This window comes from Cupriavidus necator (assembly GCF_040578825.1).
Taxonomy (GTDB): Bacteria; Pseudomonadota; Gammaproteobacteria; order Burkholderiales; family Burkholderiaceae; genus Cupriavidus; species Cupriavidus necator_E.
On record NZ_JBEFLI010000047.1, the window covers coordinates 23396 to 45476 of the forward strand.

18 protein-coding genes are annotated in these 22081 nt (G+C 67.3%); 1 reads left to right on the forward strand and 17 read right to left on the reverse strand.

Translation table 11 applies throughout. The features are described from left to right. The first annotated feature begins 2 nt into the window (after window positions 1–2). Window positions 3–731: a cellulose biosynthesis protein BcsS gene (gene bcsS, locus AB1I47_RS21750; RefSeq protein ID WP_354685795.1), complete on the forward strand. Its 729-nt coding sequence runs from the start codon at window positions 3–5 to the stop codon at window positions 729–731. Between the two features lie 164 nt (window positions 732–895). Here bcsS and AB1I47_RS21755 read toward each other — a convergent pair whose 3' ends face one another. From AB1I47_RS21755 to AB1I47_RS21835, 17 genes are all read right to left on the reverse strand, one after another. Continuing rightward, window positions 896–1219 (reverse strand): YdbL family probable chaperone protein, encoded by a 324-nt coding sequence (locus AB1I47_RS21755; protein ID WP_354685796.1) that lies wholly within the window; start codon window positions 1217–1219, stop codon window positions 896–898. Window positions 1220–1228: 9 nt separating this feature from the next. Further along, entirely contained in the window at window positions 1229–1408 is a 180-nt protein-coding gene (locus AB1I47_RS21760; RefSeq protein WP_354685797.1) for a YnbE family lipoprotein, read from the reverse strand. Then, window positions 1405–4059 carry an intermembrane phospholipid transport YdbH family protein gene (locus tag AB1I47_RS21765; protein WP_354685798.1) on the reverse strand — a complete coding sequence of 885 codons (2655 nt, stop codon included), beginning with the start codon at window positions 4057–4059 and terminating at the stop codon, window positions 1405–1407. Before AB1I47_RS21765 ends, AB1I47_RS21760 begins: the two co-directional genes overlap by 4 nt. A gap of 132 nt (window positions 4060–4191) precedes the next feature. After that, on the reverse strand, window positions 4192–4866 hold the full coding sequence (gene bluB / locus AB1I47_RS21770; protein WP_354685799.1) for a 5,6-dimethylbenzimidazole synthase: 675 nt from the start codon (window positions 4864–4866) through the stop codon (window positions 4192–4194). Continuing rightward, window positions 4863–6167 (reverse strand): cobyrinic acid a,c-diamide synthase CobB, encoded by a 1305-nt coding sequence (locus AB1I47_RS21775; RefSeq protein WP_354685800.1) that lies wholly within the window; start codon window positions 6165–6167, stop codon window positions 4863–4865. Before AB1I47_RS21775 ends, bluB begins: the two co-directional genes overlap by 4 nt. Window positions 6168–6186: 19 nt before the next feature. Continuing rightward, the gene (locus AB1I47_RS21780) at window positions 6187–7299 is read right to left on the reverse strand and encodes a CobW family GTP-binding protein (protein ID WP_354685801.1); all 1113 of its coding nucleotides are present in this window, start codon (window positions 7297–7299) and stop codon (window positions 6187–6189) included. Then, window positions 7296–8837, reverse strand: coding sequence for a precorrin-3B C(17)-methyltransferase (cobJ, locus tag AB1I47_RS21785; protein WP_354685802.1), 1542 nt, complete (start codon window positions 8835–8837; stop codon window positions 7296–7298). The genes AB1I47_RS21780 and cobJ overlap by 4 nt, the downstream gene beginning before the upstream one ends. A gap of 7 nt (window positions 8838–8844) precedes the next feature. After that, complete coding sequence (locus AB1I47_RS21790; protein WP_354685803.1) at window positions 8845–9606, reverse strand: cobalamin biosynthesis protein; 762 nt, start codon at window positions 9604–9606, stop codon at window positions 8845–8847. Beyond that, on the reverse strand, window positions 9603–10412 hold the full coding sequence (gene cobM, locus AB1I47_RS21795) for a precorrin-4 C(11)-methyltransferase (protein WP_354685804.1): 810 nt from the start codon (window positions 10410–10412) through the stop codon (window positions 9603–9605). Before cobM ends, AB1I47_RS21790 begins: the two co-directional genes overlap by 4 nt. After that, window positions 10409–11140 (reverse strand): precorrin-2 C(20)-methyltransferase, encoded by a 732-nt coding sequence (gene cobI, locus AB1I47_RS21800; protein WP_354685805.1) that lies wholly within the window; start codon window positions 11138–11140, stop codon window positions 10409–10411. Before cobI ends, cobM begins: the two co-directional genes overlap by 4 nt. After that, on the reverse strand, window positions 11137–12348 hold the full coding sequence (gene cbiD, locus AB1I47_RS21805; protein ID WP_354685806.1) for a cobalt-precorrin-5B (C(1))-methyltransferase CbiD: 1212 nt from the start codon (window positions 12346–12348) through the stop codon (window positions 11137–11139). Before cbiD ends, cobI begins: the two co-directional genes overlap by 4 nt. After that, window positions 12273–13841: a precorrin-8X methylmutase gene (locus AB1I47_RS21810; RefSeq protein ID WP_354685807.1), complete on the reverse strand. Its 1569-nt coding sequence runs from the start codon at window positions 13839–13841 to the stop codon at window positions 12273–12275. Before AB1I47_RS21810 ends, cbiD begins: the two co-directional genes overlap by 76 nt. Beyond that, window positions 13838–14545, reverse strand: a complete 708-nt coding sequence (locus AB1I47_RS21815; protein ID WP_354685808.1) for a cobalt-precorrin-7 (C(5))-methyltransferase — start codon at window positions 14543–14545, stop codon at window positions 13838–13840. Before AB1I47_RS21815 ends, AB1I47_RS21810 begins: the two co-directional genes overlap by 4 nt. A 40-nt stretch (window positions 14546–14585) precedes the next feature. Continuing rightward, entirely contained in the window at window positions 14586–16523 is a 1938-nt protein-coding gene (locus tag AB1I47_RS21820; RefSeq protein ID WP_354685809.1) for a putative cobaltochelatase, read from the reverse strand. Further along, window positions 16520–20653 carry a cobaltochelatase subunit CobN gene (locus AB1I47_RS21825; protein ID WP_354685810.1) on the reverse strand — a complete coding sequence of 1378 codons (4134 nt, stop codon included), beginning with the start codon at window positions 20651–20653 and terminating at the stop codon, window positions 16520–16522. Before AB1I47_RS21825 ends, AB1I47_RS21820 begins: the two co-directional genes overlap by 4 nt. Continuing rightward, window positions 20650–20979: a (2Fe-2S) ferredoxin domain-containing protein gene (locus AB1I47_RS21830; protein WP_354685811.1), complete on the reverse strand. Its 330-nt coding sequence runs from the start codon at window positions 20977–20979 to the stop codon at window positions 20650–20652. Before AB1I47_RS21830 ends, AB1I47_RS21825 begins: the two co-directional genes overlap by 4 nt. Next, window positions 20976–22043, reverse strand: coding sequence for a HoxN/HupN/NixA family nickel/cobalt transporter (locus tag AB1I47_RS21835; RefSeq protein ID WP_354685812.1), 1068 nt, complete (start codon window positions 22041–22043; stop codon window positions 20976–20978). The genes AB1I47_RS21830 and AB1I47_RS21835 overlap by 4 nt, the downstream gene beginning before the upstream one ends. Between the last annotated feature and the right edge of the window lie 38 nt (window positions 22044–22081).

Sequence of the window (22081 nt, forward strand, 5' to 3'; positions counted from 1 at the left end):
CTATGACGCGGTACACGCGCAAGCAGCATCCGGGCCGCGCCGGCCTGGCACGCAACGCAGTGATCGCCATGCTTGGCAGCCTGGCCGCCACCGTCGTGGTGCCTGCGCATGCAGGCACGCTGTTTGGCGGCGCCAGCCTGGCTGGCGGGGGAGAGCGCAGCGAGTATGCCGGCGTAACCGGCAGCGCGCTGCCCGTGCCTTATCTCACGCAGAAGTTCGTGGTCAGCGACTATCACTACAGCTATGGCTCCAACGACACCAAGGTCACGGTCAACGGCCAGTCCGCCGAGGCCGCGCTGGGACTGCAGAAGGGCTGGGAAACCGGCTGGGCAGAAATCACCGCCGGCGCGCGCTACCGCTACAACCGTGTCTCGCCCGAAGGCGCCGACAACCGCTCCGATGGCGGCGAGTGGGGCCTGGCGCTGACCGTGCTCGGGCAGCAGGAGTTCGCGCAGCGCTGGCTGGTCAACGGGCTTGCCACCTACAACTTCGGGCCGAAGGCATATTGGGCTCGCGGGCGCGTGCTCTACAAGGTCTTCGGCAAGGCGTGGGCCGGCGTGGAGCTGATCAAGCACGGCGATCCGTACTACCACTCCACGCAGGGCGGGGTGGTAGTGACCGGCATCCCGGTCACGCAAACGGTCAGCGTGGGGTTCTTTGGCGGCGTCAAGAAGACTGCCGGCGAGTCCCGCGCCTTCTACGGCGGCCTGGAGCTCAGCAAGGCCTTCTGAGCCTTTCGCCGGCCACCGATTGACGAAGGCGAGCGCGGGACCCGGCTCCAGGTCCTACGTTGCACTTGACTCTTGAGACCGCCACCGGACCATAATTTCGAATCGGTTCTGACCGGATATTCACAATAGATCGGGCGGGGTCGTATTCGTGCTCCCGCCGAGCACTACCGTCTTATCCACTGACCCTCAGGGGTCTTGATGAAGGTTCCGGGCGCGGCCTTCTCAATGGCTTTCTGTCCTGCCAGGATCGCCACTTGCTCCAGGGTGGCACCGTTCTTCTTGGCAATCGCGTCGTATGCCGCACGGCGCTTCGCATTGATATCTGCGGCAAGTTCCACTGCATCCGGGGTCGCCTTGACAACACCCAGATAACCATCTGGTTGCTCCCCTACGAGCCCCTGTGACTTGGCACTATCCAGGCCCAATGCCATGGCCAGCGCACTGCCAGACAACAGTAGCACCGCCATCAATCCTGTCGCCATTTTCATGGTCGGCTCCTAGAACAATGTGCGGTCTTCACTAATGAGTTTATCCACATCTTTTTCTACCTTGAGGCGGATCTCATGATCAATCTTCACATTCAGATTGATGGTGATCGGGTCTTTGGGGGCATCGAGGGCGATCCGAGGCGTGCAGGCGGCCAGAGGCAGTAAAGCGACAAGCAAAACGGGCTTCATGGCGTGTCCTCCTCGTCATCGCTACGCGTGCCTTCCGCTGGCATCCGGTTCAGGACTCGCCGAGAGATATCCTCCCCAATGCGCAAGCTGCGCAATAGCTCGAACACATTCTCCCGGTGCGTGTAGTTTAGTATGATTGGCAAGCTGTGCTTCTGCGGGTTCTGGCCTTTGATGGTGGCCGCAGCGTCCAGCCAGCCGTCCGGTTTCATATTCAGACGCGCCTCAAATTCATCAATCGCCAGATTGCTCAGGGCATCGAACGCCAGTTCCACCGCGCGGTTGGATTGGCCCATCGCGGTGACCCCGGCAGATGGCAAGACCTTGAGTAATAAGGGGCCCTCGTTGCTCACGCGACCCGAGTGCAAGGCCAGCGAGTCCTTGGTCAATTGTAGCGGCAGATTGCCGCCCACGCGGCCAGCGAGCTGAACGGTCGGGTTCGGATCGTTTTGCAGCGCGGCTACCTCCGCCAGGTTGATGCTCCGGACGGTCACCGCCTGAAACTGAGAGGACGGCCATTGCAAGGTAGCGGCATGCATATTGCCTCCCAGCACGTCGGCAGAAATATCGGCGAGGTGCCACGTGACCAAGTCAGATTGGACCCTCATGCGGATATTGCGCACCGGGATACCCACATCCAACTGGGCAAGCATGATCGGCCCGATGCTTGTGAGCGTTACGCCATTTTGCTGCAACTCGATATGCGCGGCCCCCTTGCCGCCCGTCGCCAGAATGCCTCCCCAGTCCAGCGCCACAGCTGACGCAGATATGTCGCCTTGCAGCCGCCACTGATCCTGCCATTGCCAGCGGCCCTGGCCACTGAGCATGCCTTGCTTCAAGGTGAAGCCGAGGCTGCGGCTCATTGACGCAGACAGCGGTGTTCTGATCTCCACCGTGCCTTTCGCTCGGGCCTTTCTTCCGCGGCCAGCCAGATCTGCGGTCAGGGTCAGCTCGGATTGCCAGGCCGGCGCGCGCAGCGTAGCCCTGCCTTGTTGTCCGCCGACGGCGATTTTCCCGGTGACGGCAGGCAGTCCCCAGCGCGTGGCAACGACGCCCTCCGCCTTGACCTCCAGATGGCCGAATACCCCCTGGGGGCCGACGCGAAGAGGCGTTGTGGCGACCACGGCCATCGGCTTGATCCATGTCGTTCCGACCAGCCCGTCGGCTATCGTGGCGCGACTGCCAGTGCCCAGGTACCACTGCCCGTCCTTGCCAAACCAGGGTGCAACGAGCTTCAGGCCCCCGCCTCGTGCATAGACGGGGAGCCGCGAGAGGCCCTCAACCGTACCTTCCCAGCGCCCTCGCGCAAAGCTGGCGCTGAGCGCCCCCGTGAGAGGGGCATTGCCATAGTGGCCATTGAACTCCGCGCGCGTGGTCCAGCCCGGCGCCTGGAAGCCGGTCACCGGCACGCGCACCGCTAGCAATAGATCTGGTCCCTTGACCGTGAGGCTGGCCGGTTCCCCCGCCAGCCCGGCGGCTTCGATTCGGCCTTGCCAAAACCCGCTCAGATCATATCCGGCGGCTTTACCTGCCAGATCAAGCCGTCCGTGCCAGCCCCACTTCGCTTGCTGCCAGGCCAACCGGCTGTCGACGGTCTTGACTTCTATATCCCGATACTGAAGCTCGGCCGAGATTATGCTTTCACCGGCCAATGCCAGCGGCAGTGTCAGAGGCCGGGGCCAGCGCAGCAGAAGCCCCTCGGGGAGTTGTATCGACGCCGGCAACAGTTCCAGCTCTTGCCGATTCCAGCGAATCGGCACGCTGCCGGCTAGCGAGGGTCCGGCCAGCGTCAGCATGCCCTGGCCGCGTGCTACGCCGGTGCCCTCGGAATCCAAGGCCAGCACGATGGTGCCTTGCGGGCCTGCCGCTCGCAGGTCCAGGCGCAGGGACTCCACCCCCTCCAGATTGCCGCTGACCCGTAGCACTTGCCGGGCTTCCAGGCTCCAGTCGCCGCCGAGCGTCAACGGTGACCCCAGTTCGGCATTCAGATGCCATTTTTTGGCGGCGAGGCTGGCCGCGAGCCTCATGTCGGACCGTTGAGACTGGTCGCTATGGCCCAGTTGCCCCTGCGCCTGCAAATCGCCGTCCAGTCGACCGGCCTGCCACAGTCCATTGCCCGTGAAGGTCAGCGCACCCAGGAACCTGGGCGCGATGTCAGCCGCCTGAATCCCGCCTTGCGCGCTCCAGTGCCCGGAAATGCGGTCATAGGTCGCGTTCGCACTGCTGTGCTGATACTTTGCCCATACCTGCCAGCGCTGCTCGCGCTGGCGGACGAAGAGTGCGATCGGCGGCAAACCGGGAACTGAAAGTGCATCGATGGTGAGATCGAACGGCGGCGTCCAGGGGGGAGGCAGCGGCTCGCCCCCGGCTCGGCAATTGGCCAGGCTCATGCTGGCTGCGGTGATCGTCACGGGCCGCCAGCCGGTGATCCGGATTCGTTCGCCGCGGGCTTGCACGCAGCCGTTCTGCAGCCTTTGCCAATGCGCCAGTTCCAGTCCGTCTAGCCAACTGAGCCCCTGGACACGTACGCCCAGCACAAACGCCGTGATCACCACCACCAGAAACACCGACACTGGCAGCAGCGCCAGGATGATCCAGGCATAGTTGCGACGAAAAAATGCAAGAGTGGGCGAATATTGCGGGGAGAGGAGCATGCCGCAGCGCGTCTACATGATTGAACTGACACTGTGTGATTCTTGCGGTCAACATGCGCACGCATGCGCATAGCCAAGGCTACACCGATCTTAACTTCGTCATTCCCGAGCCGGGCATCACAGGCGCCCCAATCATCCCGCGGCGCCGGAATCCTGCAGCTTCTCGTCCCCCCAGCCATTTTCGAACAGCATCTCGTTCAGCGATTGCCGGCTGGCCCAGCCTTCCTGTTCCAGCATTGGCTTCTCATGGAAACTGTCAACCTGACCGAGGCACAGCACGGCCACCGGCCTGGCGCCGGGCGGCAGCCGTAGCAGTTGACCGAGCGCCTGTGGGTCAAACAAGGAAACCCAGCCCATGCCAATCCCCTCCGCGCGGGCCGCAAGCCAGAGGTTCTGGATGGCACAGGCGACCGAAGCCAGGTCCATGTCCGGCATCGTTCGCCGACCGAAAACATGCCGCTCGCGGCCGTCCATCAGGGCTGCCACCAGGACTTCGCCACAGTCCAGAATGCCCTCCACCTTGAGTCGCATGAACTCGTCCTGCCGCTCGCCCAAGGCGAGTGCGGTGCGCCGGCGTTCGGCATCCACCAGCGCGTGCACGCGCGCTCTCAGGCTCCGGTCGGTGATGCGGATGAAGCGCCAGGGCTGCATAAAGCCGACACTCGGGGCGAGATGCGCCGCCTGCAGCAGGCGTTCCAGCAGCGCGGAATCGATCGGATCCGGACGGAAGTGGCGCATGTCACGGCGCTCGCGGATGACACGATAGACGGTATCGATTTCGCTATCGCTGTAACGAGAGGGGTTCATGGCTGGAATAGCCTGGCAGTAGCGCGCGGGTTGGAGGGAAAGTAGCAATGCAGGTAGCTTGCCGCAATGCTGCCGTGCCGATAGAGCGCTTCGCCCGTTGCGGGGCCGCTGGCGCGACGGGCGTGAGTGTGCGGAACGAGCGGAGTCTGCAGGCTCGAATAGTGGAACGTGTGGCCACGCAGGGTTTCACCATCGAGTTCGACCGATTGCAGGCCGAGCCCGGCGAGCCTGCCCTGCAGCGTGGCATGGCCTGGCAGGAGCCCGAGCATGGCGCCCGAGACGCCCGCGTTGTCGGTCAACGAATCCAGCAGGTAAAGCATGCCGCCGCACTCGGCAACCAGCGGCTTGCCGGCGGCGACGTGCGCGTGCAGCGTGGCCCTGGTCACGCCGCTGCGGCTGAGCGCATCGAGGTGCAGTTCCGGGTAGCCGCCGGGCAGGTAAACCGCGTCCGCGACCGGAAGCGGTTCGTCGGCCAATGGCGAAAAGAATGCGATCTCGGCCCCCAGCGCGGTGAGCAGCTCCAGATTGGCCGGGTAGACGAAGGAAAACGCCTTGTCGCGTGCAATGGCGATTTTCACGCCGGCCAGGAGCGGCGGTACGGGTTCTATGGTCGCGGCCGCGAACGCGACCTGTGGCGGCAGTTCGGCCAGCGGCGTCACGGCGATCCGCGCGGCGGCCGTCTCGATGCGCTGCTCGAGGTCGTCGATCTCCTGCGCCTGGACCAGGCCGAGATGACGTTCGGGCAGCGTCATCGCGTCGTCTCGTATCACGGATCCGACACAGCGTAGCTGTGGCGGCAACATCTCGAGCAGCATCTCGGCATGGCGTGTGCCGGCGACGCGGTTGGCGAGGACACCATGGAACGGCAGGCCGGGCCGGAAGCTCGACAGGCCGTGCGCGACCGCCGCGAAGGTCTGCGCCATGCCGCTCGCGTCGATGACTGGCAACACCGGCACGCCGAAGGTCGCCGCGAGGTCGGCGCTCGACGGCGTCCCGTCGAACAGCCCCATGCTGCCCTCGATCAGGATCAGATCCGCCCGTCCTGCCGCATCGTACAAGCGGCGGCGGCAGTCGGCTTCGCCGGTCATCCACAGGTCGAGCGAGTACACCGCGTTGCCCGACGCGCGCTCGAGGATGTAAGGATCGAGGAAATCCGGGCCCGTCTTGAACACGTGGACGGTGCGTCCCAGGTTGCGGTGATGGCGCGCGAGGCCGGCCGTCAGTGTCGTCTTGCCCTGGTGCGAGGCCGGCGCGGTAAGAAACAGCGCGGGACACGAGCGGGCCTTGGCTTGCTCCGGCATAGATGATGCCTCCTTCCATTCAGCGCCACGTCGTGCCGGTCAGCTGGTTCAGCTGTTCGACGACGCGTGTGCGGCTCGGGTGGTAGCCGATGAAGACGAGTTGCGCATGCCGTGCCGGCGTGGCCTCGGCGTCGTGCCGCAGCTCGATCCGGCTGCGTACGCCCTGGACGATCAGCCGGCCATTTCCGGCTGGCGGCGGCGCGAATCCCTTGATGCGCAGGAGCGGCTCGGCGCGCGCGATGGCGGCGATCGCTTCGCGCAGCGCTTCGGGATCCTGCGCGTCCTGGCTGCGCAGCATGAACGACAGCCAGCCCGGATCCTGCTCGTGGAAGTGCTTGTGCGTGGCGAGCCCATGGCTGTGCGCGCCGAGGCTGCCATGGCTGTGACCGTCGAACAGGCGCTGGTTCGCGAGCGGCCGCATTTTCAGCCCCGGCATGCTCGCCACGGGCCCGTAGTGACGATGCCCGGTATTGGCCGGCTCGTGCAGATGCAGGCCCAGGGTCAGGCGCGTGTCGAGCTTCGCCTTGTAGGCAAGCTCGATGAAGCGGACCGACGGCGCCAGCTCACGCACGCGCACTTCGGCCTCGAGCATGGCCTCGTCGCCGAGGGCATCGATCTTGTTCAGCACCACGATATCGGCGTTGGCAAGCTGCTGTTCGAACAGGCTGGCAACCGACCTGCCGATGGCCGGGTCCTCGCCGTCCGGCGCCTGGCCGAAGCTGCCCGCCAGTAGCAGCGGGGTGTCGACGACCGCCAGCGTGGCATCGAGGACAAAATACGGCGAGAGCGCCTCGCCCTGCAGCTGCTCCATCACGGCGGTCGGCAGCGCCAGGCCTGAGGTCTCGATCAGCACGTGGTCGATCAGGCCGCGGCGCTGCCACAGCGCCTGCATGGTCGGCAGGAAATCCTCGTCGTCATCGTAGGCGACCAGGCCGTTGGACAGGTCATGGATCTCGACTTCGCCACCTGCGCCGCGCAGCAGCGCGCCGTCGATCGAGACCTCGCCGAACTCGTTGACCAGGATCGCGAGGCGGCGCTGCTTGCTGTCACGCATCAGGTTCGACAGCAGCGTGGTCTTGCCGGCCCCGAGAAAGCCGGTGATGACGGTGACCGGAATGCGTGGCTGGCTCATGCTGCAACGCCTTTCAATACGTCCAGCACGCCGGCGAAGTCGGCGGCCAGGACCGGATAGTCGACGTGGGGACGATCGACGACGATCAGCGGGATGCCAAGCGCGGCGGCGGCCGCGGCCTTGGCGTCATAGCCGCCGGCGTCGCCCGAGTCCTTGGTGACGACGCAGTCGATCTCCCACTCGCGCCACAGTGTTTCGTTGGCCGCCTGGGAGAACGGTCCCTGCATGGCGACGAGGCGCGAGCGGGGGATGCCTGCATTGATCGCGCGCTGCAGGTGCTGCGGATCCGGCGCGAGCCGCACGAACCACTGATGCGCCGCGGCGCCCTCCGCCTGGACGAAGCTCGCCAGGTCCTTGGAGCCGGTGGCGAGGAAGATGCGCTGGCCATACCGCATGGCGATCTGCGCGGCCGCTTCCATCGACCCCGCGTGCCGCGCGGGGTACTGGCCGACGGCGCGCGGACGTTCGTAGCGCACGTAGGGCAGGGCCAGCTCCCCGGCGAGCGCGATCAGTTGTTGCGACATCCCGGTCGCGTACGGGTGGGTCGCGTCGACGATGGCGCGCGCGCGGCTCTCGCGCAGCAGCTCGCGCCGGCGCTCGATGCCGAGCCGGCCGGCGATCACCGCGGCACCCGGGCAATGCTTGCCGACCAGTTCGGCCCCGTATTCGCTCGCGCTCGAGACCACGATGGCGTGTCCCGCGGCGGCGATCTCGCTTGCCAGCGCGTTGCCGTCGCTGGTGCCGGAGAACACCCAGACCGGCCCCGCGGGCAGGCTGGCGGCGGTGACGGTGTCCGGCGCGTCGTCCCAGTTGCCGTAGCCGCGCGGGGTATAGATCCAGCCGCGCTTGCGCCGGGTGAAGCGGTTGCCGATCACCAGTGTGGTCAGCATGTCGAAGCGGCGCGTGCGCAGCTCGGCCAGCGTCATGATCTCCACGCGCTGGCCATCGCGGTAGGCGTTGTGGACCACGCCACAGAGCGTCCCGGGGCGCTTGTGCGCGAGCATGATGTCTAGAATGCGGTAGACGCCGTCCTGGCGCTGCCGGCTCTGCACGTTGTAGAACACGGCGGCCAGGTCAGCCTGGGCGATGTGGCGGGCACGGGTTTCGATCCATTCCCAGGGGCAGAGCAGGTCGGACAGGCTCAGCGTGGCGAAGTCGTGCGACAGCGGCGAGCCGAGCAACGACGCGCAGGCGTTGGCCGAGGTAATGCCGGGGATCACCTGCACATCGTAGCGGTCGTCTTCCGCCATCTCCTCGAAGGCCAGCGCGGCCATGGCGTAGATGCCGATATCGCCGCTGGAGATCAGTGCGACGGTCTTGCCCGCACGGGCCTGCGCGATGGCGAGCAGCGCGCGGTCGCGCTCCTGCGTCAGCGGCAGCGTGCGGATGTCCTTGCCCGCGATCCAGGGCTGGATCCAGGTCAGGTAGAGATCGTAGGCGACGATCACCTCGCTCGCTTCCAGCGCGGCTTTCGCCATCGGCGGGATCAGCTCGCGCGTGCCCGGGCCGACTGACACCAGGTAGAGTTTGCCGTTCATGTTTGGGTTAATCCTGTTCAATCCTTGTGATGCTGTCTTCGACGATGGCCACGGTGACGCCGTCGAGCGCGGTCTTGGCAACGATCAGCCGCCCGCGCGGGCTGGCGATCAGCGCGCAGGGCTCGCACACGCCGTCGACGCCGATATTGCGCTGCACCCAGGCGGATGGCTGGCCCACCCAGGCGCGCGCGGCGATGTCGGCGCGTGCGATCACGCGCAAAGACAGCTGGTGGCGTGCGCAGAAGGCCAGCAGGCCGGCCTCGTCGGCCTTGAGGTCGATCGTCGCGACCTCTCTCACTTCGGCCAGCGTGCGCTCGCCCAGCGCGCGCAGCACCGCCTGCTCGATCGCGTCGGCCGACATGCCGCGCCGGCAGCCAATGCCGAGCGTCAGTGGCTTCAACGCCTCGGTCGCGGTCGTGACCGCCGGGATGGCGCCGGTGAGCCTGGCGACGGCGTAGGCGAGCGCATTGGCGCCGCCCTCGTGGCCGCTCAACAGCGGGATGGCGAAGCGCGCCGCTTCGTCGAGCACCACGACCGCCGGGTCGTGGTGCTTGCTCTGCGGCAGCCCGTCGAGATAGCGCACGGCAATACCGCTCGCCATCGCCACGACCCACTGGCGGTGCTGCCGGAACTGGCGGCGGAACAGCTCGCGCGGGGTGTCGCCCGGATTGCTCCATGGCTGGTACAAGTCCGCATCGAGGCCGGTGGCCAGCCTCTGCCCAAGCGGCAGCGCCTCGCGGCGGGTCAGCCAGACGGCAATCGGTTTCATGCCGGTTCCTTCACGCTCTTGCCCTTGCGCGGGCGCCGCGTCTTGCGGTCGGTGCCGTCGCGGAAGATATGGGTGAAGCCCGCCGCGTAGAGGCTGGATTCGGCCCCGCCTTCGCGCGACAGCGCATGACCGACCAGCAGCAGCGTGGTGAGCAGCCAGTCCTTGTTGGTCACCTCGCTCATCAGCGCGCCCAGGGTGCTGCGATGGATCGCCTGGTCCGGCCAGCTCGCGCGGCGCACCAGCGCCACCGGGGTATCGGGCGGGTAGTGCAGCAGCAGGTCGGCCACGGTCTGCTTCAGGCGCTGGCCCGACAGGAAAATACACATGGTGGCCCGGTGTTCGGCGAAGCGCTCGATGGACTCGAGCTCCGGCACCGCCGAGGCCCGGCCCGATACGCGGGTCAGGATGACGGACTGCGACACCAGCGGCCGGGTCAGCTCGCTGCCGAGCGCCGCGGCGGCGGCGGTGAACGACGACACGCCGGGGACGATCTCGTAGTCGATGCCAAGTGCCTCCAGCCGGCGCATCTGTTCGGCGGTGGCGCCGTAGATGGACGGGTCGCCGGAATGCAGGCGCGCCACGTCCTTGTCTTCACGCCGGGCGCGGCGGTAAAGCGCTTCCTGTTCATCGAGCGACAAGCCGGCGGTATCGAACTTTTCGGCCTCGGGCCGGCAGTGCTGAAGCATCTCGGCCGGCACCAGCGAGCCCGCGTACAGCACCATCGGCACGTTGCCGAGGATGCGGCTGCCGCGCAGCGTGATCAGGTCGGCGGCGCCGGGGCCGGCGCCGATGAAATAGACTTTCATGGGTGACGTTTCTCCCTCGCCGCGCGGCGGATCAGCATGGTCGCGAGGTAGCCGCTCGCGTCGGCGCCCAGTTGCGACACGTCGTCGCACAGCACCTCGCCCGGCAGGCCGATGCGGCGCGCGAACGCGCAATGCCGGGCGATGCCCAGTTCGCTCAGCAACGCCAGCACCGCCGGCAGGCGCGCGCCGATCTTCATCAGCACGACGATGTCGTGGTGCTCGATGTCGGCGCGCAGCGCGGCCATGTCGTCGGGGCAGGGCAGGATCAGGATCCGCTCCTTGCCTTCGCCGAGCGGCCACGACAGCGCCGACGCGGTAGCGGCGAAGCTCGTCACACCGGGGAAGGTGGTGTGACGCAGGCCGGGCAGCTTGTCGCGCAATGCGGCAAGCAGGTAGCCGTAGGTTGAATACGTCATCGAGTCGCCGATGGTCAGGTAGGCGACGTCAAGCCCCTGGCGCAGTTCGGCGGCGACCGCTTCCGCCAGCTCGCCATAGTGTTCCGACAGCACGCTGCGGTCCGGGTCCATCTGGAATTCGATCTCGCGGAACTTGCTTTGCGCAATCGCCAGTCCGGCCAGGCACTGGCGCGCGACCGAGGTTTCGCTGCTGCGCGCGCGCGGCAGGTAGATCAGGTCGACGTCCTGCAGTGCCGCCAGGGCGGCAACCGGTATCAGCCCGGCCGGCCCGGGGCCGACACCGACGCCGAAGAAATGGCCCGCCGCGCTCATGCGGCTTCTCCCAGCGGCGTGCCGTCCATGCTGAACAGCCGTACCGCTACACGGCCGGCACGGGGCACCTTCGGCTGCATCAACGCGGCAAGCCGTCGTTCCATCTCGGTCCAGAATGTCCGCGCACGCGGTTCGTTTTGCAAGATCTCTATGATGTTTTCCACAGTATTGGCTTTCTCTATGCGTTCGACGAGCCCGCCGGCCAAGCCGAGCTCGGCCGCCACGGCGGCGACGGCGTGCATCGCCATGCCGCTCTTGCTCGAGTGCGTGTCCCACACGCCGTCGAGCAGCTTGGCGAGCTTGCCGGGGTGCCCGAGCACCCATAGCGTTCGCAGGCGCGCCTGCGTTTCCTCCAGGGCCTGCTGCGTGTATTCAAGCGACACGCCGATGAAGTTGGCGATCTGCACCACCTGCTTCTTCGGCAGTGCCAGCGTGTCGGCGGCAAAACCCCGGCCGATCTTGCCGGGGGTGAACGCGATCGCTTCCGGCTGCTCGCCCAGCGCGACGCGGATATAGACCTCGATCGACGCCATCCAGGCAGCGAGCGACATCGGTTCGACGATGCCGCTGGTGCCGAGGATCGAGATGCCGCCGACGATCCCGAGCACCGGGTTGAAGGTGCGCCGCGCAATCTTCTCGCCGTCGACGCAGCCGATGGCGAGATCGAAGCCGGGGTTGGCCGCGCCGCCCAGCACCTCGTCGACCGCCATCTGCATCATCTGCCGCGGCACCGGATTGATCGCGGCTCCTCCCGGCGGTACGCGCAGGCCGGGCTGGGTCACGGTGCCGACGCCCTCGGCCGCCAGGAAGCGGATTTCGCCGCGGTGATTGACCGCCACCTCGGCGAAGATGGTCGCCCCGTCGGTGCTGTCGGGGTCGTCGCCGCCGTACTTCTTCACCTCCGCGCGCACCGCACCGCTGGCCAGCCGTTCCACCTTCTCGACCGGCACAACGAGGTAATAATCCGGATCCGGCAGACTGACCTCGACTTCGCCTGCCACTTCGCCGCGCAGCAGCATCAGCAGCGCGGCCTTGACCGCGGCGGTGGCGCAACTGCCTGTGGTGCGGCCGCGGCGCAGGCCGTTGGGTGCCGGCGTGGCGAGATCGAAGGGGCGGCGGAGCGGTTCGCTGGTCACTGCATCTGGTTTTGGCGCCAGACCTGGTCGATCGCCGCGATCATCAGCGCGTTGATGGCGGACGCCGCCCATGGCGAGCCGCCGCGCGTGCCGCGGTTGGTGATGCGCGGCACCTGCAGCAGGCGGCGCAGCTCGTCCTTGCATTCGCGCGTGCCGACGAAACCGACCGGCAACCCGACCACCAGCTGCGGGCGCCAGCCGTGCTCGCGCACCAGCCGCACCAGCTCCATGATCGCGGTCGGCGCGTCGCCGATCGCCACGACGACATCATTGCCGAACTTCTGCCAGGCGCGGCGGATACCGGCAGCGGAACGCGTGATGCCATGCGCCTCGGCCAGCAGCCGCGTTTCCTCGTCATGTACGCCACACCACGTCTGCACTTCGAGCTGATCGAGCACCGCGCGCTTGAGCCCGGTCTGCACCATGGTCACGTCGGCGACGACGCGGCGGCAGCGCAACAGCGCACGGATGCCGGTCTGCACCGCGCCGGGCGAGAAGTACAGGTCGTCGACGATATCGAAGTCGCCGCTGGTATGCACCAGTCGCTTGAGCACGACCTGATGGTCGGCTGGCACGCCGGACCAGTCGCGCCCTGCGTCGATGATGCGCATGCTCTCGGCTTCGATGGGATGCGGCACGTAGGGGGACCATGCGGCGACCGGTGGCGGTGCGTCCTCATTGCGGCCCAGCAGCCCGCGCACCAGGCCGTGATGCGCCTGCTGCGGCGTGCCGACCTGTTCCTCGAAGCCGACGATCTGCACCCGGTACTTGCACAGCGCGCAGTTCATCGCGGAACGGCCCCCGATGCCTTCGGCAGCGCGCTCCAGGAACACATCGGCCACGTGCGGGTGCGCACCGAGACAGCCGGCCTTGAGCACCTCGATCTCCGGGTGGCGGGCGGCCAGGTCGTCTGCCGCCGCGTAGATGCGCTTGACCAGCACGCCGTCGAACAGGAAGTAGGGCAGCACCACGATGCGCTGGTGGCCGAGCAGGGCGGCCGCCTTCAGGCCGTCGGCCACCAGCGGCCTGGCGGTACCCGAATAGCAGACGAAGGACGTGCCGAAACCCAGCCCCTCTTCGAGCATGCGCGTCAGCTTCGAAATCTCGGAGTTGGCATCCGGATCGGAGGTGCCGCGCCCGACCACGACCAGGCAGGTGTCGGCGCGCGCCACGGTCCTGCCGGAACGCGCCTCGGCCTCGATGAGGCGCTCGCGGCACAGTTGCAGCAGCCTGGGGTGCAGGTCCATGGCCGCGCCGAAATGAAAATCGATGCCGGGATGCGCGCGCTGGAGCGCCAGCAGCTCGCTCGGCATGTCGTTCTTCGCATGGGTGGCGGCGAGCAGCACGCCCGGCACCATCACCACGCGCCGCGCGCCCTCGGCGATGACGGCCTCGACCGCCTCGTCGATGGTCGGCATGGCGAACTCAAGGAAGCCATGCGCGACGGTGCGGCCGCCGGCGCGCGCGCGCAGCAGCCCGACCAGCTCCGTGAACTCCCTGACCCCGTCCGGGTCGCGGCTGCCGTGGCCGGCCAGCACGATGGCGTAATCGGTCGGCGTGCTCATGTCGCGTCCGGCGGCGGCTCGATCTGGCTTGCGAGCGGATGCAAGGTGCGGATCAGCATGATGCTCATGTCAGAAAAGCGCTGGTCGGCGCATTCGGCCAGCGTGCCGCGCCATTGCGCGTCGCCGCGGGTGAGGTTCTCCCATACCTCTACCGGCTGCTCGGCCGGAATGCCGTTCTCCAGCAGGTAGGCGGCGATATGCCACGGCATGAAGGAACGTGCCTCGTCCCACGGGCAGGGAATCACGATCGCGTTGCGCTGGTCCTGCAGCACGTGCACCAGGTGGCGCTTGAACGGCGCCAGGTCGCCGCGCCGGTGAAACGTGATGAACGTGGTTTCGTCAAAGCACACCTTGGCGCGCGACGCCAGGATCTGCGCCGACGAAATGCCGGGGATGGTGTCCACGGGGTGGCCGCAGGCCCGCTCGACCCGCTCCAGGTACTGGAAGCCGCTGAAGTGGATGTCGCCCATGAACACGACGACACACTTCTTCCCGGCGTGGTGCAGCTTCGCCACCTCGTCAAGCTGCGCGACCTGGTCGCGGTAGCCCATCTGCACCACCTGCGCGGTGGCGGGAATCAGCGCGCGCACTACATCGACCACGGCATTGAAGCCGGCGACGACGTCAGCGTTGCGAATCAGCTCGGCCGAGCGTTGCGGCAGGTAGCCAATGTCGCCGGGGCCGGCACCGATGCAAACGATCATGGTGTTTTTCCTGATGTCTGGGATTGGGTGGACTGGTGGCTCATTGCGGCAGTCGTTCCCGAATGGTCAGCCTCAGCTGCTCGCCGGTCAGCTGGTCCAGCGGCAGGTAGTCGGCATGCAGCGCCTGCGCAAGCTCGCGGGCGCGCTCGAGCCGCACGAAGTCCTGCTCGGTGTCGAGCACCAGTGCCGGCGTGCCGCGGGCGGCCAAGTCTTGCGCGACGGTCATCGATTCGCGCCAGGGATCCGAGCCATCGGCCAGCGCGACATTGGCGCGGCCGTCGCTGAGCACCACCAGAAGCGGCGTGGCGCCATCGTGCTGCGCCAGGGTCGATGCCGCGAGCTGCAAGGCGTGCGCGAGCGGCGTGCGTCCGCCCGTTGGCAGCTCCCGCAAGGCAAGCTCCGCCTGCTCGACCCGGCGGGTCGGCGGCAGCACCAGCTCGGCGCGCTCGCCACGAAAACAAATGACCGCAACCTGATCGCGGCGCTGATAGGCGTCCTGCAACAGGCCAAGCACGCAGGACTTCACCATCTCCATGCGACGGCGCGCCGCCATGGAGCCGGAGGCGTCCACCACCAGCAGGATCAGGTTGGCCTGGTGGCCGGCACGCACCTTCTGGTGCAGGTCGGCGCGGGTGACGCTGAAATCAGCCGGGTTGCGCAGCAGTGCGTGGCGCAGCGTGGCGTCCACGGCAAGCTGGGTCGGCGCCTCGCTCGGCACGGCGCCCACGTAGTGGCCGCGCCGCGTGCCGGCGACACGGCTGCGCCGGCCGCCGGCGTCGTGGGCCCGCAATGCGGCAACCTCGATACGGCCGACTTCGCAGGCGGCGGCGGCCGCGAACAACTGCGCGGATGGGTCGTCGGATCCCGTGGCGTCGTCGTCATCGCTGTCTTGGCTGTCTTCACCGTCTGGTGGCGCGGACTCCGCCGGCTCGCCGCCTTGACTGGCCTCGGCATCGGACCGGGGCGGCACCGGGGCCTGCCGCATCAGTGCATCCAGGCGCTCGCGGTCAAGGCCACTCTGCTCGAACGGCTTGCGGCGGCGGCGGTGCGGCAGCACCAGCTCGGCCGCGTCGCGCACGTCCTCGGCGCTGACCACGTCCCGGCCGCCGAGCGCGGCAAGCGCGCGCGCCGCCTTGTGCATCACGATATCGGCGCGCAGGCTCGCCACCTCGAACTCGCAGCAGAGCTGGCTGATGAGGGCCAGCAGCGAATCAGGCAGCACGATGCCGGCGACATGGTCCTGGGCGGCGCGGATCGCTGCGCGCAATGCATCGGTCTCGGACTGCCAGGCGGCGATGAAGCCGGCCGGGTCGGCCTCGAACGCGAGGCGGCGCCGCACCACCTCGGCGCGGATGGCGGGGTCGCGCGGGGCCGTCACCTCCACCATCATGCCGAAGCGGTCCAGCAACTGCGGGCGCAGGTCGCCTTCCTCCAGGTTCATGGTGCCCAGCAGAGTAATGCGCGCCGGATGGCTGATCGCGAGGCCCTCGCGCTCCACCGTGTTGAGGCCCATCGCCGACACGTCGAGCAGCACGTCGACCAGGTGGTCGGCCAGCAGGTTGACCTCGTCGATGTACAGCAGGCCGCGATGCGCGGCGGCCAGCAGGCCCGGCTGGAAGGCCTTGCTGCCGTCCTTTAGCGCGCGTTCGAAGTCGAGGCTGCCCAGCACGCGGTCCTCGGTGGCGCCGAGCGGCAGGTTGACGAACGGCACCGGTGCGCTGGCGGCCACGCGCGTCTCGGCCTGGCAGGCGTCGCATTCGGCCAGCGGCGCCTCGGGCGCGCAGTTGAAGGCGCACCCGGCCACGCGCGCGATCGGCGGCAGCACGTCGGTCAGGCCGCGCGCGGCGGTGCTCTTGGCGGTGCCCTTGTCGCCGCGGATCAGTACGCCTCCCAGCGTCGGATCGATCGCGCACAGCAACAGCGCGCGCTTGAGTTGCTCCTGGCCGACGATCGCGGCGAACGGGTAGTGGTGTCTCATCGTTTCGGGTTCTCCCCGCGCGCTTCCAGCATGGCTTCGCTGCGCAGATGCAGCGCTTGCAGTGCCGCCAGGGTCTGCGGCCTGGGCTCGGCCCACAGCTGGCGCTGCGCGGCCTCCAGCAGCCGCTCGGTGATCGCGTTCAGTGCCCATGGGTTGCTTGCGGCGAAAAACTCCTGCATCGACGGGGCCAGGGCATAGGTCTCGGCCAGCTGCTCGTACACCCAGTCGTCCACCACTTGCGCGGTGGCGTCGTAGCCGAACAGGTAGTCGACTGTGGCGGTCAGCTCCAGCCCGCCCTTGTAGCCGTGTTTCTGGATCCCGGAGATCCACTTCGGGTTGGCGACGCGCGAGCGGAAGACACGCAGCACTTCCTCCCTCAGCCCGCGCACGGCCGGGTTGTCCGGATTGTGGCTGTCGCCGAAGTAGTGGCGCGGCTGGCGGCCGGTGAGGCTGCGGATGGTGGCGATCATGCCGCCGTGGTACTGCAGGTAGTCGTCGCTGTCGAAGATGTCGTGCTCGCGGTTGTCCTGGTTGTGCAGCGCGACCTCGACGCCGGACAGGCGGTGCCGGAAATCGGCGCGCGCGTCGGTGCCGTTGTCCTGCCGGCCGTAGGCATAGCCGCCCCAGTTGATGTAGGCGGTGGCGAAGTCGGCATCCTCCTGCCAGTTCTGCTCCTGGATCAGCGGCAGGATGCCGGCGCCATATGTGCCGGGCTTGGAGCCGAACACGCGGTACAGCACGCGCTGTTCCGCGCTCTCGGGCGGTAGCTGGCTGAACAGATGGTCCCTGAGATCGGCCAGGTAGTGCTTGCGCAGGAAATTCTGTTCGGGCGGCTCGTCCAGCCTGGCCACGGTATGGACGGCCTCGTCGACCAGGTAGATCAGATGCGGGAAGGCATCGCGGAAGAAGCCGCTGATGCGTACCGTGACGTCGATCCGTGGCCGGCCAAGCTCGGCAAGCGGGATCACTTCGATGCCGGCGACGCGCCGGCTCTCCGGCTGCCAGCGCGGCCGCACGCCCAGCAGCGCGAGGATCTGCGCGATGTCGTCGCCGTGGGTGCGCATGGCGCTGGTGCCCCACACGCTGATGCTGACCGATTCGGGCAGCCTGCCGGTTTCCTTGCGATGCCGGGCCAGTACTTCGTTGGCCAGCCCGGTGCCAATCCGCCATGCGGCCTGCGAGGGCAGGCTGCGTGGGTCAACGGAGTAGAAATTGCGCCCCGTCGGCAGGACGTGCGCCATGCCGCGTGTCGGTGCGCCGCTCGGTCCTGCCGGCACATAGCCTCCGGCGAGCCCCTTGAGCAGGTTGTCGATCTCTTCCGAGGTGCGCGCGAGGTTGGGCACGAGTTCGCGGCAGACGAAGGCGAGGGTGTCCGTGACGGCCTCGGTGCCGGTCACGCCGGGCAGCACATGCGCCAGCACGTCGTCGAGCCAGGCCGCGTCGAAGCCGCATGCGGCCAGTCTGGCGATCAGCTGCCGGCCGACCGCGGCGATGGCATCGGTCGCGTCGGCGCGGGTGACAAGAGGGCGATCCGCGATCCGCCGCAGCGCGGCCGGCACCAGGTCCAGCCGACGGCCTTTGTCGTCTTGCAACGCTGCCCAGTCCGCGCCAAGCGCCGCGGCGACGCCGGCCGGCAGGCCCGGGACCGCCAGGTTGGGCAGGCGCACCAGCGCGCAGACCATGTCGATCAGTGCGGCGTCAGCCGGGACTTTGCCGAGCGTATGCAGGCCGTCACGGATCTGCGCCGCGCCCAGCTCGCACAAGTAGCCGTCAATGTCTTCGATCAGGTGGGCAACGTCGACGCCCTCCATCCTGGCCAGCGTCAGCGGCACACCGTCGTCGTTCAGCGTGGCATCCCACTCATGGTGGTGATGATCGTGATCATGGTCATCATGATGGTGGTGGCTGTGATGATGATGGTCGTGGTGATGACCGCCGCCATGGTGGTGATGATCGTGGCTGCCGTGATGATGACCAGCCGTCCTGGCCGTGACCGGCCGGTATGTTGAAGCCGCGGCTCGTTGCCCGGTACGCGCCGTGGCGGCCTTGGCGGGGACGGGGCGGTACTTGTCGGTGACGGCCGCTACCGGCTGAGGATGGGCGTGCTCGTGCTTGTGCTCGTGCTCGTGCTCGTGCTCGTGCTCGTGCTCGTGATCGTGCCCCAGCATCGCGGCCAGATCGGTATCTAGCCGGGCTTCCTTGATCAGGTCCCAGATTTGCTGCTGCAGCAGCGGCAACTTCGCCGGGTCCAGCATTTCGACCTGGTAGTACTCGTCGACCAACTGTGTCAGCTGCGCGAGCGGCCCGTAGGTGTCAGCGGTGGTCATCGGCGGGGTGAGGTGGTCGATGATCACCGAGTGGGCACGGCGCTTGGCCTGCGAACCTTCGCCGGGATCGTTCAGGATGAACGGGTAGAACAGCGGGAGGTCCCCCAGCAGCGCATCCGGGAAGCAGTGTTCCGACACGCCCACGCCCTTGCCAGGCAGCCACTCCAGCGTGCCATGCTTGCCGACATGGACAATGGCGTCGGCTTGCCAATCGTCGCGCAGCCAGCAATACAACGCATAGTAGTGATGGGTGGGCGGCAGGTCCGGGGTGTGGTAGATCGTGTCTGGGTCCATGCCATAGCCGCGTGGCGGTTGCAGCGCGACGAAGGCATTGCCGTACTCCAGCCCGGCGAACACCAGCTTGCCCTCATGGACGTAGGCGTTGCCCGGGGCCTTGCCCCAGCGCTCGACCATCTTCTCTTGCAGCATGGCAGGAAGTTGGCCAAACCACTCGGCGTAACGCGCTGCCGGGACAGTGGCGATGGCGCGCTGAAGTTGATCCGTGCTCAGGTAGTCCTCGTCGTAGGCCCCGCGGTCGATCAGTTCGTGAATGAGCGCGTCGCTCGATTCAGGCAGGCCTTCGATGCAGTAGCCCTGCGCCTGCATGGCGTGCAGCAGCGCGAACAGCGAAGCTGGCGCATCGAGTCCGACGGCATTGCCGATCTGCGAGGCCTTGCCGCTGGAATTGGTGAAGATGAATGCGACGCGCTTCTGTCCCGGCGGCGTGCGGCGAAGCGCCACCTGGCGCGCGGCGATGCCGGCCACGCGCCGCACGCGGTCTGCCAATGGCTCGTAGTGGGTCTCGCCCTGTTCGTCCTTGAACGACATCGGCACGCTGATGATGCGGCCGTCGAACTCCGGTAGCGCCACGTTCATCGCCGTGTCGAGCGGATTGAGACCGCGTTCGGACGCCTGCCACTGCGCCTGCGTCATGCTGCTGGTGATGGCCTGGATCACCGGGATGTCAAGCCGCTCGAACGCCGCCACCGACCAGCCGGGGGCGGTCGGGCCGTCGGCGCTCACATCGCCCATGGCAAATGAGGTGGTGTTGATCAGCGCGTCGATGCGGCAGCCATCGTCGGCAACAAGCAGTGTCAGCGCGGCTGGCAGGCCGGATTCGTCCAGCGTGCGCAGCGATGCCGTGTAGACCGGCAGCGCGTTGAGGCACCGTTGCGCGAGCATGTCGACCAGCACGTCGATGAAGCGGGTATTGCCGCTGAGCCAGTGCGCGCGGTAGAAGGTGATGCCGACGGTCGGCCACTCCGGATTGCGGGTCGTTGCCCAGTCATCGAGCGTCGCCTGCGCCGACAGTGCCGGATGGTAGATGCCGTGGTCGGGCAGGGCGGCCGGCGGCTGGTAGCCGACGCCGGTCATCAACAGGCGATCGGACAAACAGCGCAACAGTTGCGCCATATTGCCAACGCCGCCGGCCTGGAGGTAGGCGGTGACCTCGTGCTGCAGGGTCGGGGGCACGTTGCAGAGCGCAGCCAGTTCCGGGTCCGGCTCGCCGGTGCCGCTGACGACGATCAGCGCGCGGCCCTGCATCCGCGCGGCCCGCATGAGCGCATCGAAGCCGGGCACATCGTGGACGCGGCCGAGCAGCCGCACCAGCACGACGCGGGCTTCGAGCAAGGTTGTTGCGAGCAATGCGTCCATGCGCGCGGCGCTGTCGACCGACTGCAGGTTCAGCGCATCGACGGCAGCGAAACCCTCGGGCAGGGTGAGGCGGGCGCGGGTGAGGGCGGTCAGGTCGGTGCCGGCATGGCTCAGCAGCACGATGTGCGGGAAGGCGGCGCTGGTCATGACGCGGCTCCGGGATCGACGTCGCCGACACCAAGACGATGGAAGATCAGCGGCTCGACCGCACGGCCGCCGGCGAGGTGCTCGCGAACGATGCGGCCGATGGCGGCGGCATCCACGTTGCGGTACCAGATGCCGTCCGGGTACACGGCGACAATCGGGCCTTGCTTGCAGACGGCGAAGCAATGGGTGCGGGTGCGCTTCGCGCGCAGTCCTTCGCAGGCGTCGATCGTCTCGCCAAGTACCTTGAACATGGCGTCGGCCTGCGCGCCGTTTTCCGTGCAGCGCGGCCCGGTGCACATCAGCACATGCTTGTCGTGAATTCTCATTGCCGTTTGCCCGGGTAAGCCGCCTGTGGCAGGTTGTCGTAACCCTTCAGCTTGTAGATGCCGGCCGAGACGGCCCAGCTCAGGACGAACACGCCGATCGCCACGTAGCCGAACTCCGCCAGCCGCTCATTGAGCATGGACACCCAGCTCCAAAGGCCGCCGCTGAGCTGCAACCGGTCGGCCAGCAGCCCGAGCGCCTCGATCCCGCCGATCACGAACGCCATCAGCACCGATACCAGCGTGATGGTGAAGTTGTACCAAAGCTTGCGCACCGGATTGGTAAGCGCCCAGCCATAGGCGCCGACCATCAGGATGCTGTCGAGCGTGTCGACCAGCGCCATCCCCGCGGTGAACAGGGCGGGGAACACCATCACCGACCAGAACGGCACCCCGTTGGGTACGTGGGTGGCCGAGACGGAATAGAGGGCGATCTCTGTCGCGGTGTCGAAGCCCAGGCCGAACAGGAAGCCGAGCGGAAACATGTGCCAGCTCTTCGTGACCAGCCGGAACATCGGGCGGAACAGCCGCGCCAGCAGGCCATTGCCCGAACTCAGCACGTCCATGTCCTGATCAGTGATCGGTTCGCCGTCCCTGGCACGGACGAAGTTCTTCCAGATGCCGCGGAGGATGAGGAGGTTGGTGATGGCGATGGTGAGCAGGAAGAAGGCGGAAATCGCCGTCGAAATGCCGCTACCGGTCTCTTTGAACGAACCCATGTGGCTTCCGAGGGCCGAGGTAGCGGTGGCGATGACGGCCACGGCGAGCACGACCAGGGTCGAATGGCCCATGGAGAAGAACAAGCCAACCGAGAACGGACGCTGGCCCTGCTGCATCAGCTTGCGCACCACGTTGTCGATCGCGGCGATGTGGTCGGCGTCGACCGCGTGGCGCAGGCCGAAGAGGTAGGCCAGCAGGGCGGTGCCAAGGAGGGCCGGATGGCCGGCAAAGGCGGCCAATGCCCAGGCCCAGGCAAGGAGATTTATGGCAATTAGCGCCAGAAGCAGAATGATCGGCGCGCGATGCGGTGAATTGAAAATGGGGCGGCGCGGGAGCGACGATGCCATGAAGGGCCCTTTGCAATGTGCATCGCCGCGAGAGAGGA

What these genes read in the sequence shown, in the direction of transcription:
- cobM (WP_354685804.1), bottom strand. Translation starts at nt 10,412, where the DNA reads ATGAAAGTCTATTTCATCGGCGCCGGCCCCGGCGCCGCCGACCTGATC.
- AB1I47_RS21760 (WP_354685797.1), bottom strand. Translation starts at nt 1,408, where the DNA reads ATGAAGCCCGTTTTGCTTGTCGCTTTACTGCCTCTGGCCGCCTGCACG.
- bluB (WP_354685799.1), bottom strand. Translation starts at nt 4,866, where the DNA reads ATGAACCCCTCTCGTTACAGCGATAGCGAAATCGATACCGTCTATCGT.
- AB1I47_RS21775 (WP_354685800.1), bottom strand. Translation starts at nt 6,167, where the DNA reads ATGCCGGAGCAAGCCAAGGCCCGCTCGTGTCCCGCGCTGTTTCTTACC.
- cobI (WP_354685805.1), bottom strand. Translation starts at nt 11,140, where the DNA reads ATGAGCGCGGCGGGCCATTTCTTCGGCGTCGGTGTCGGCCCCGGGCCG.
- AB1I47_RS21780 (WP_354685801.1), bottom strand. Translation starts at nt 7,299, where the DNA reads ATGAGCCAGCCACGCATTCCGGTCACCGTCATCACCGGCTTTCTCGGG.
- AB1I47_RS21765 (WP_354685798.1), bottom strand. Translation starts at nt 4,059, where the DNA reads ATGCTCCTCTCCCCGCAATATTCGCCCACTCTTGCATTTTTTCGTCGC.
- AB1I47_RS21835 (WP_354685812.1), bottom strand. Translation starts at nt 22,043, where the DNA reads ATGGCATCGTCGCTCCCGCGCCGCCCCATTTTCAATTCACCGCATCGC.
- AB1I47_RS21820 (WP_354685809.1), bottom strand. Translation starts at nt 16,523, where the DNA reads ATGAGACACCACTACCCGTTCGCCGCGATCGTCGGCCAGGAGCAACTC.
- AB1I47_RS21815 (WP_354685808.1), bottom strand. Translation starts at nt 14,545, where the DNA reads ATGATCGTTTGCATCGGTGCCGGCCCCGGCGACATTGGCTACCTGCCG.
- AB1I47_RS21790 (WP_354685803.1), bottom strand. Translation starts at nt 9,606, where the DNA reads ATGAAACCGATTGCCGTCTGGCTGACCCGCCGCGAGGCGCTGCCGCTT.
- cbiD (WP_354685806.1), bottom strand. Translation starts at nt 12,348, where the DNA reads ATGGGCGGCGTCCGCCATCAACGCGCTGATGATCGCGGCGATCGACCA.
- AB1I47_RS21810 (WP_354685807.1), bottom strand. Translation starts at nt 13,841, where the DNA reads ATGAGCACGCCGACCGATTACGCCATCGTGCTGGCCGGCCACGGCAGC.
- AB1I47_RS21755 (WP_354685796.1), bottom strand. Translation starts at nt 1,219, where the DNA reads ATGAAAATGGCGACAGGATTGATGGCGGTGCTACTGTTGTCTGGCAGT.
- AB1I47_RS21830 (WP_354685811.1), bottom strand. Translation starts at nt 20,979, where the DNA reads ATGAGAATTCACGACAAGCATGTGCTGATGTGCACCGGGCCGCGCTGC.
- bcsS (WP_354685795.1), top strand. Translation starts at nt 3, where the DNA reads ATGACGCGGTACACGCGCAAGCAGCATCCGGGCCGCGCCGGCCTGGCA.
- AB1I47_RS21825 (WP_354685810.1), bottom strand. Translation starts at nt 20,653, where the DNA reads ATGACCAGCGCCGCCTTCCCGCACATCGTGCTGCTGAGCCATGCCGGC.
- cobJ (WP_354685802.1), bottom strand. Translation starts at nt 8,837, where the DNA reads ATGAACGGCAAACTCTACCTGGTGTCAGTCGGCCCGGGCACGCGCGAG.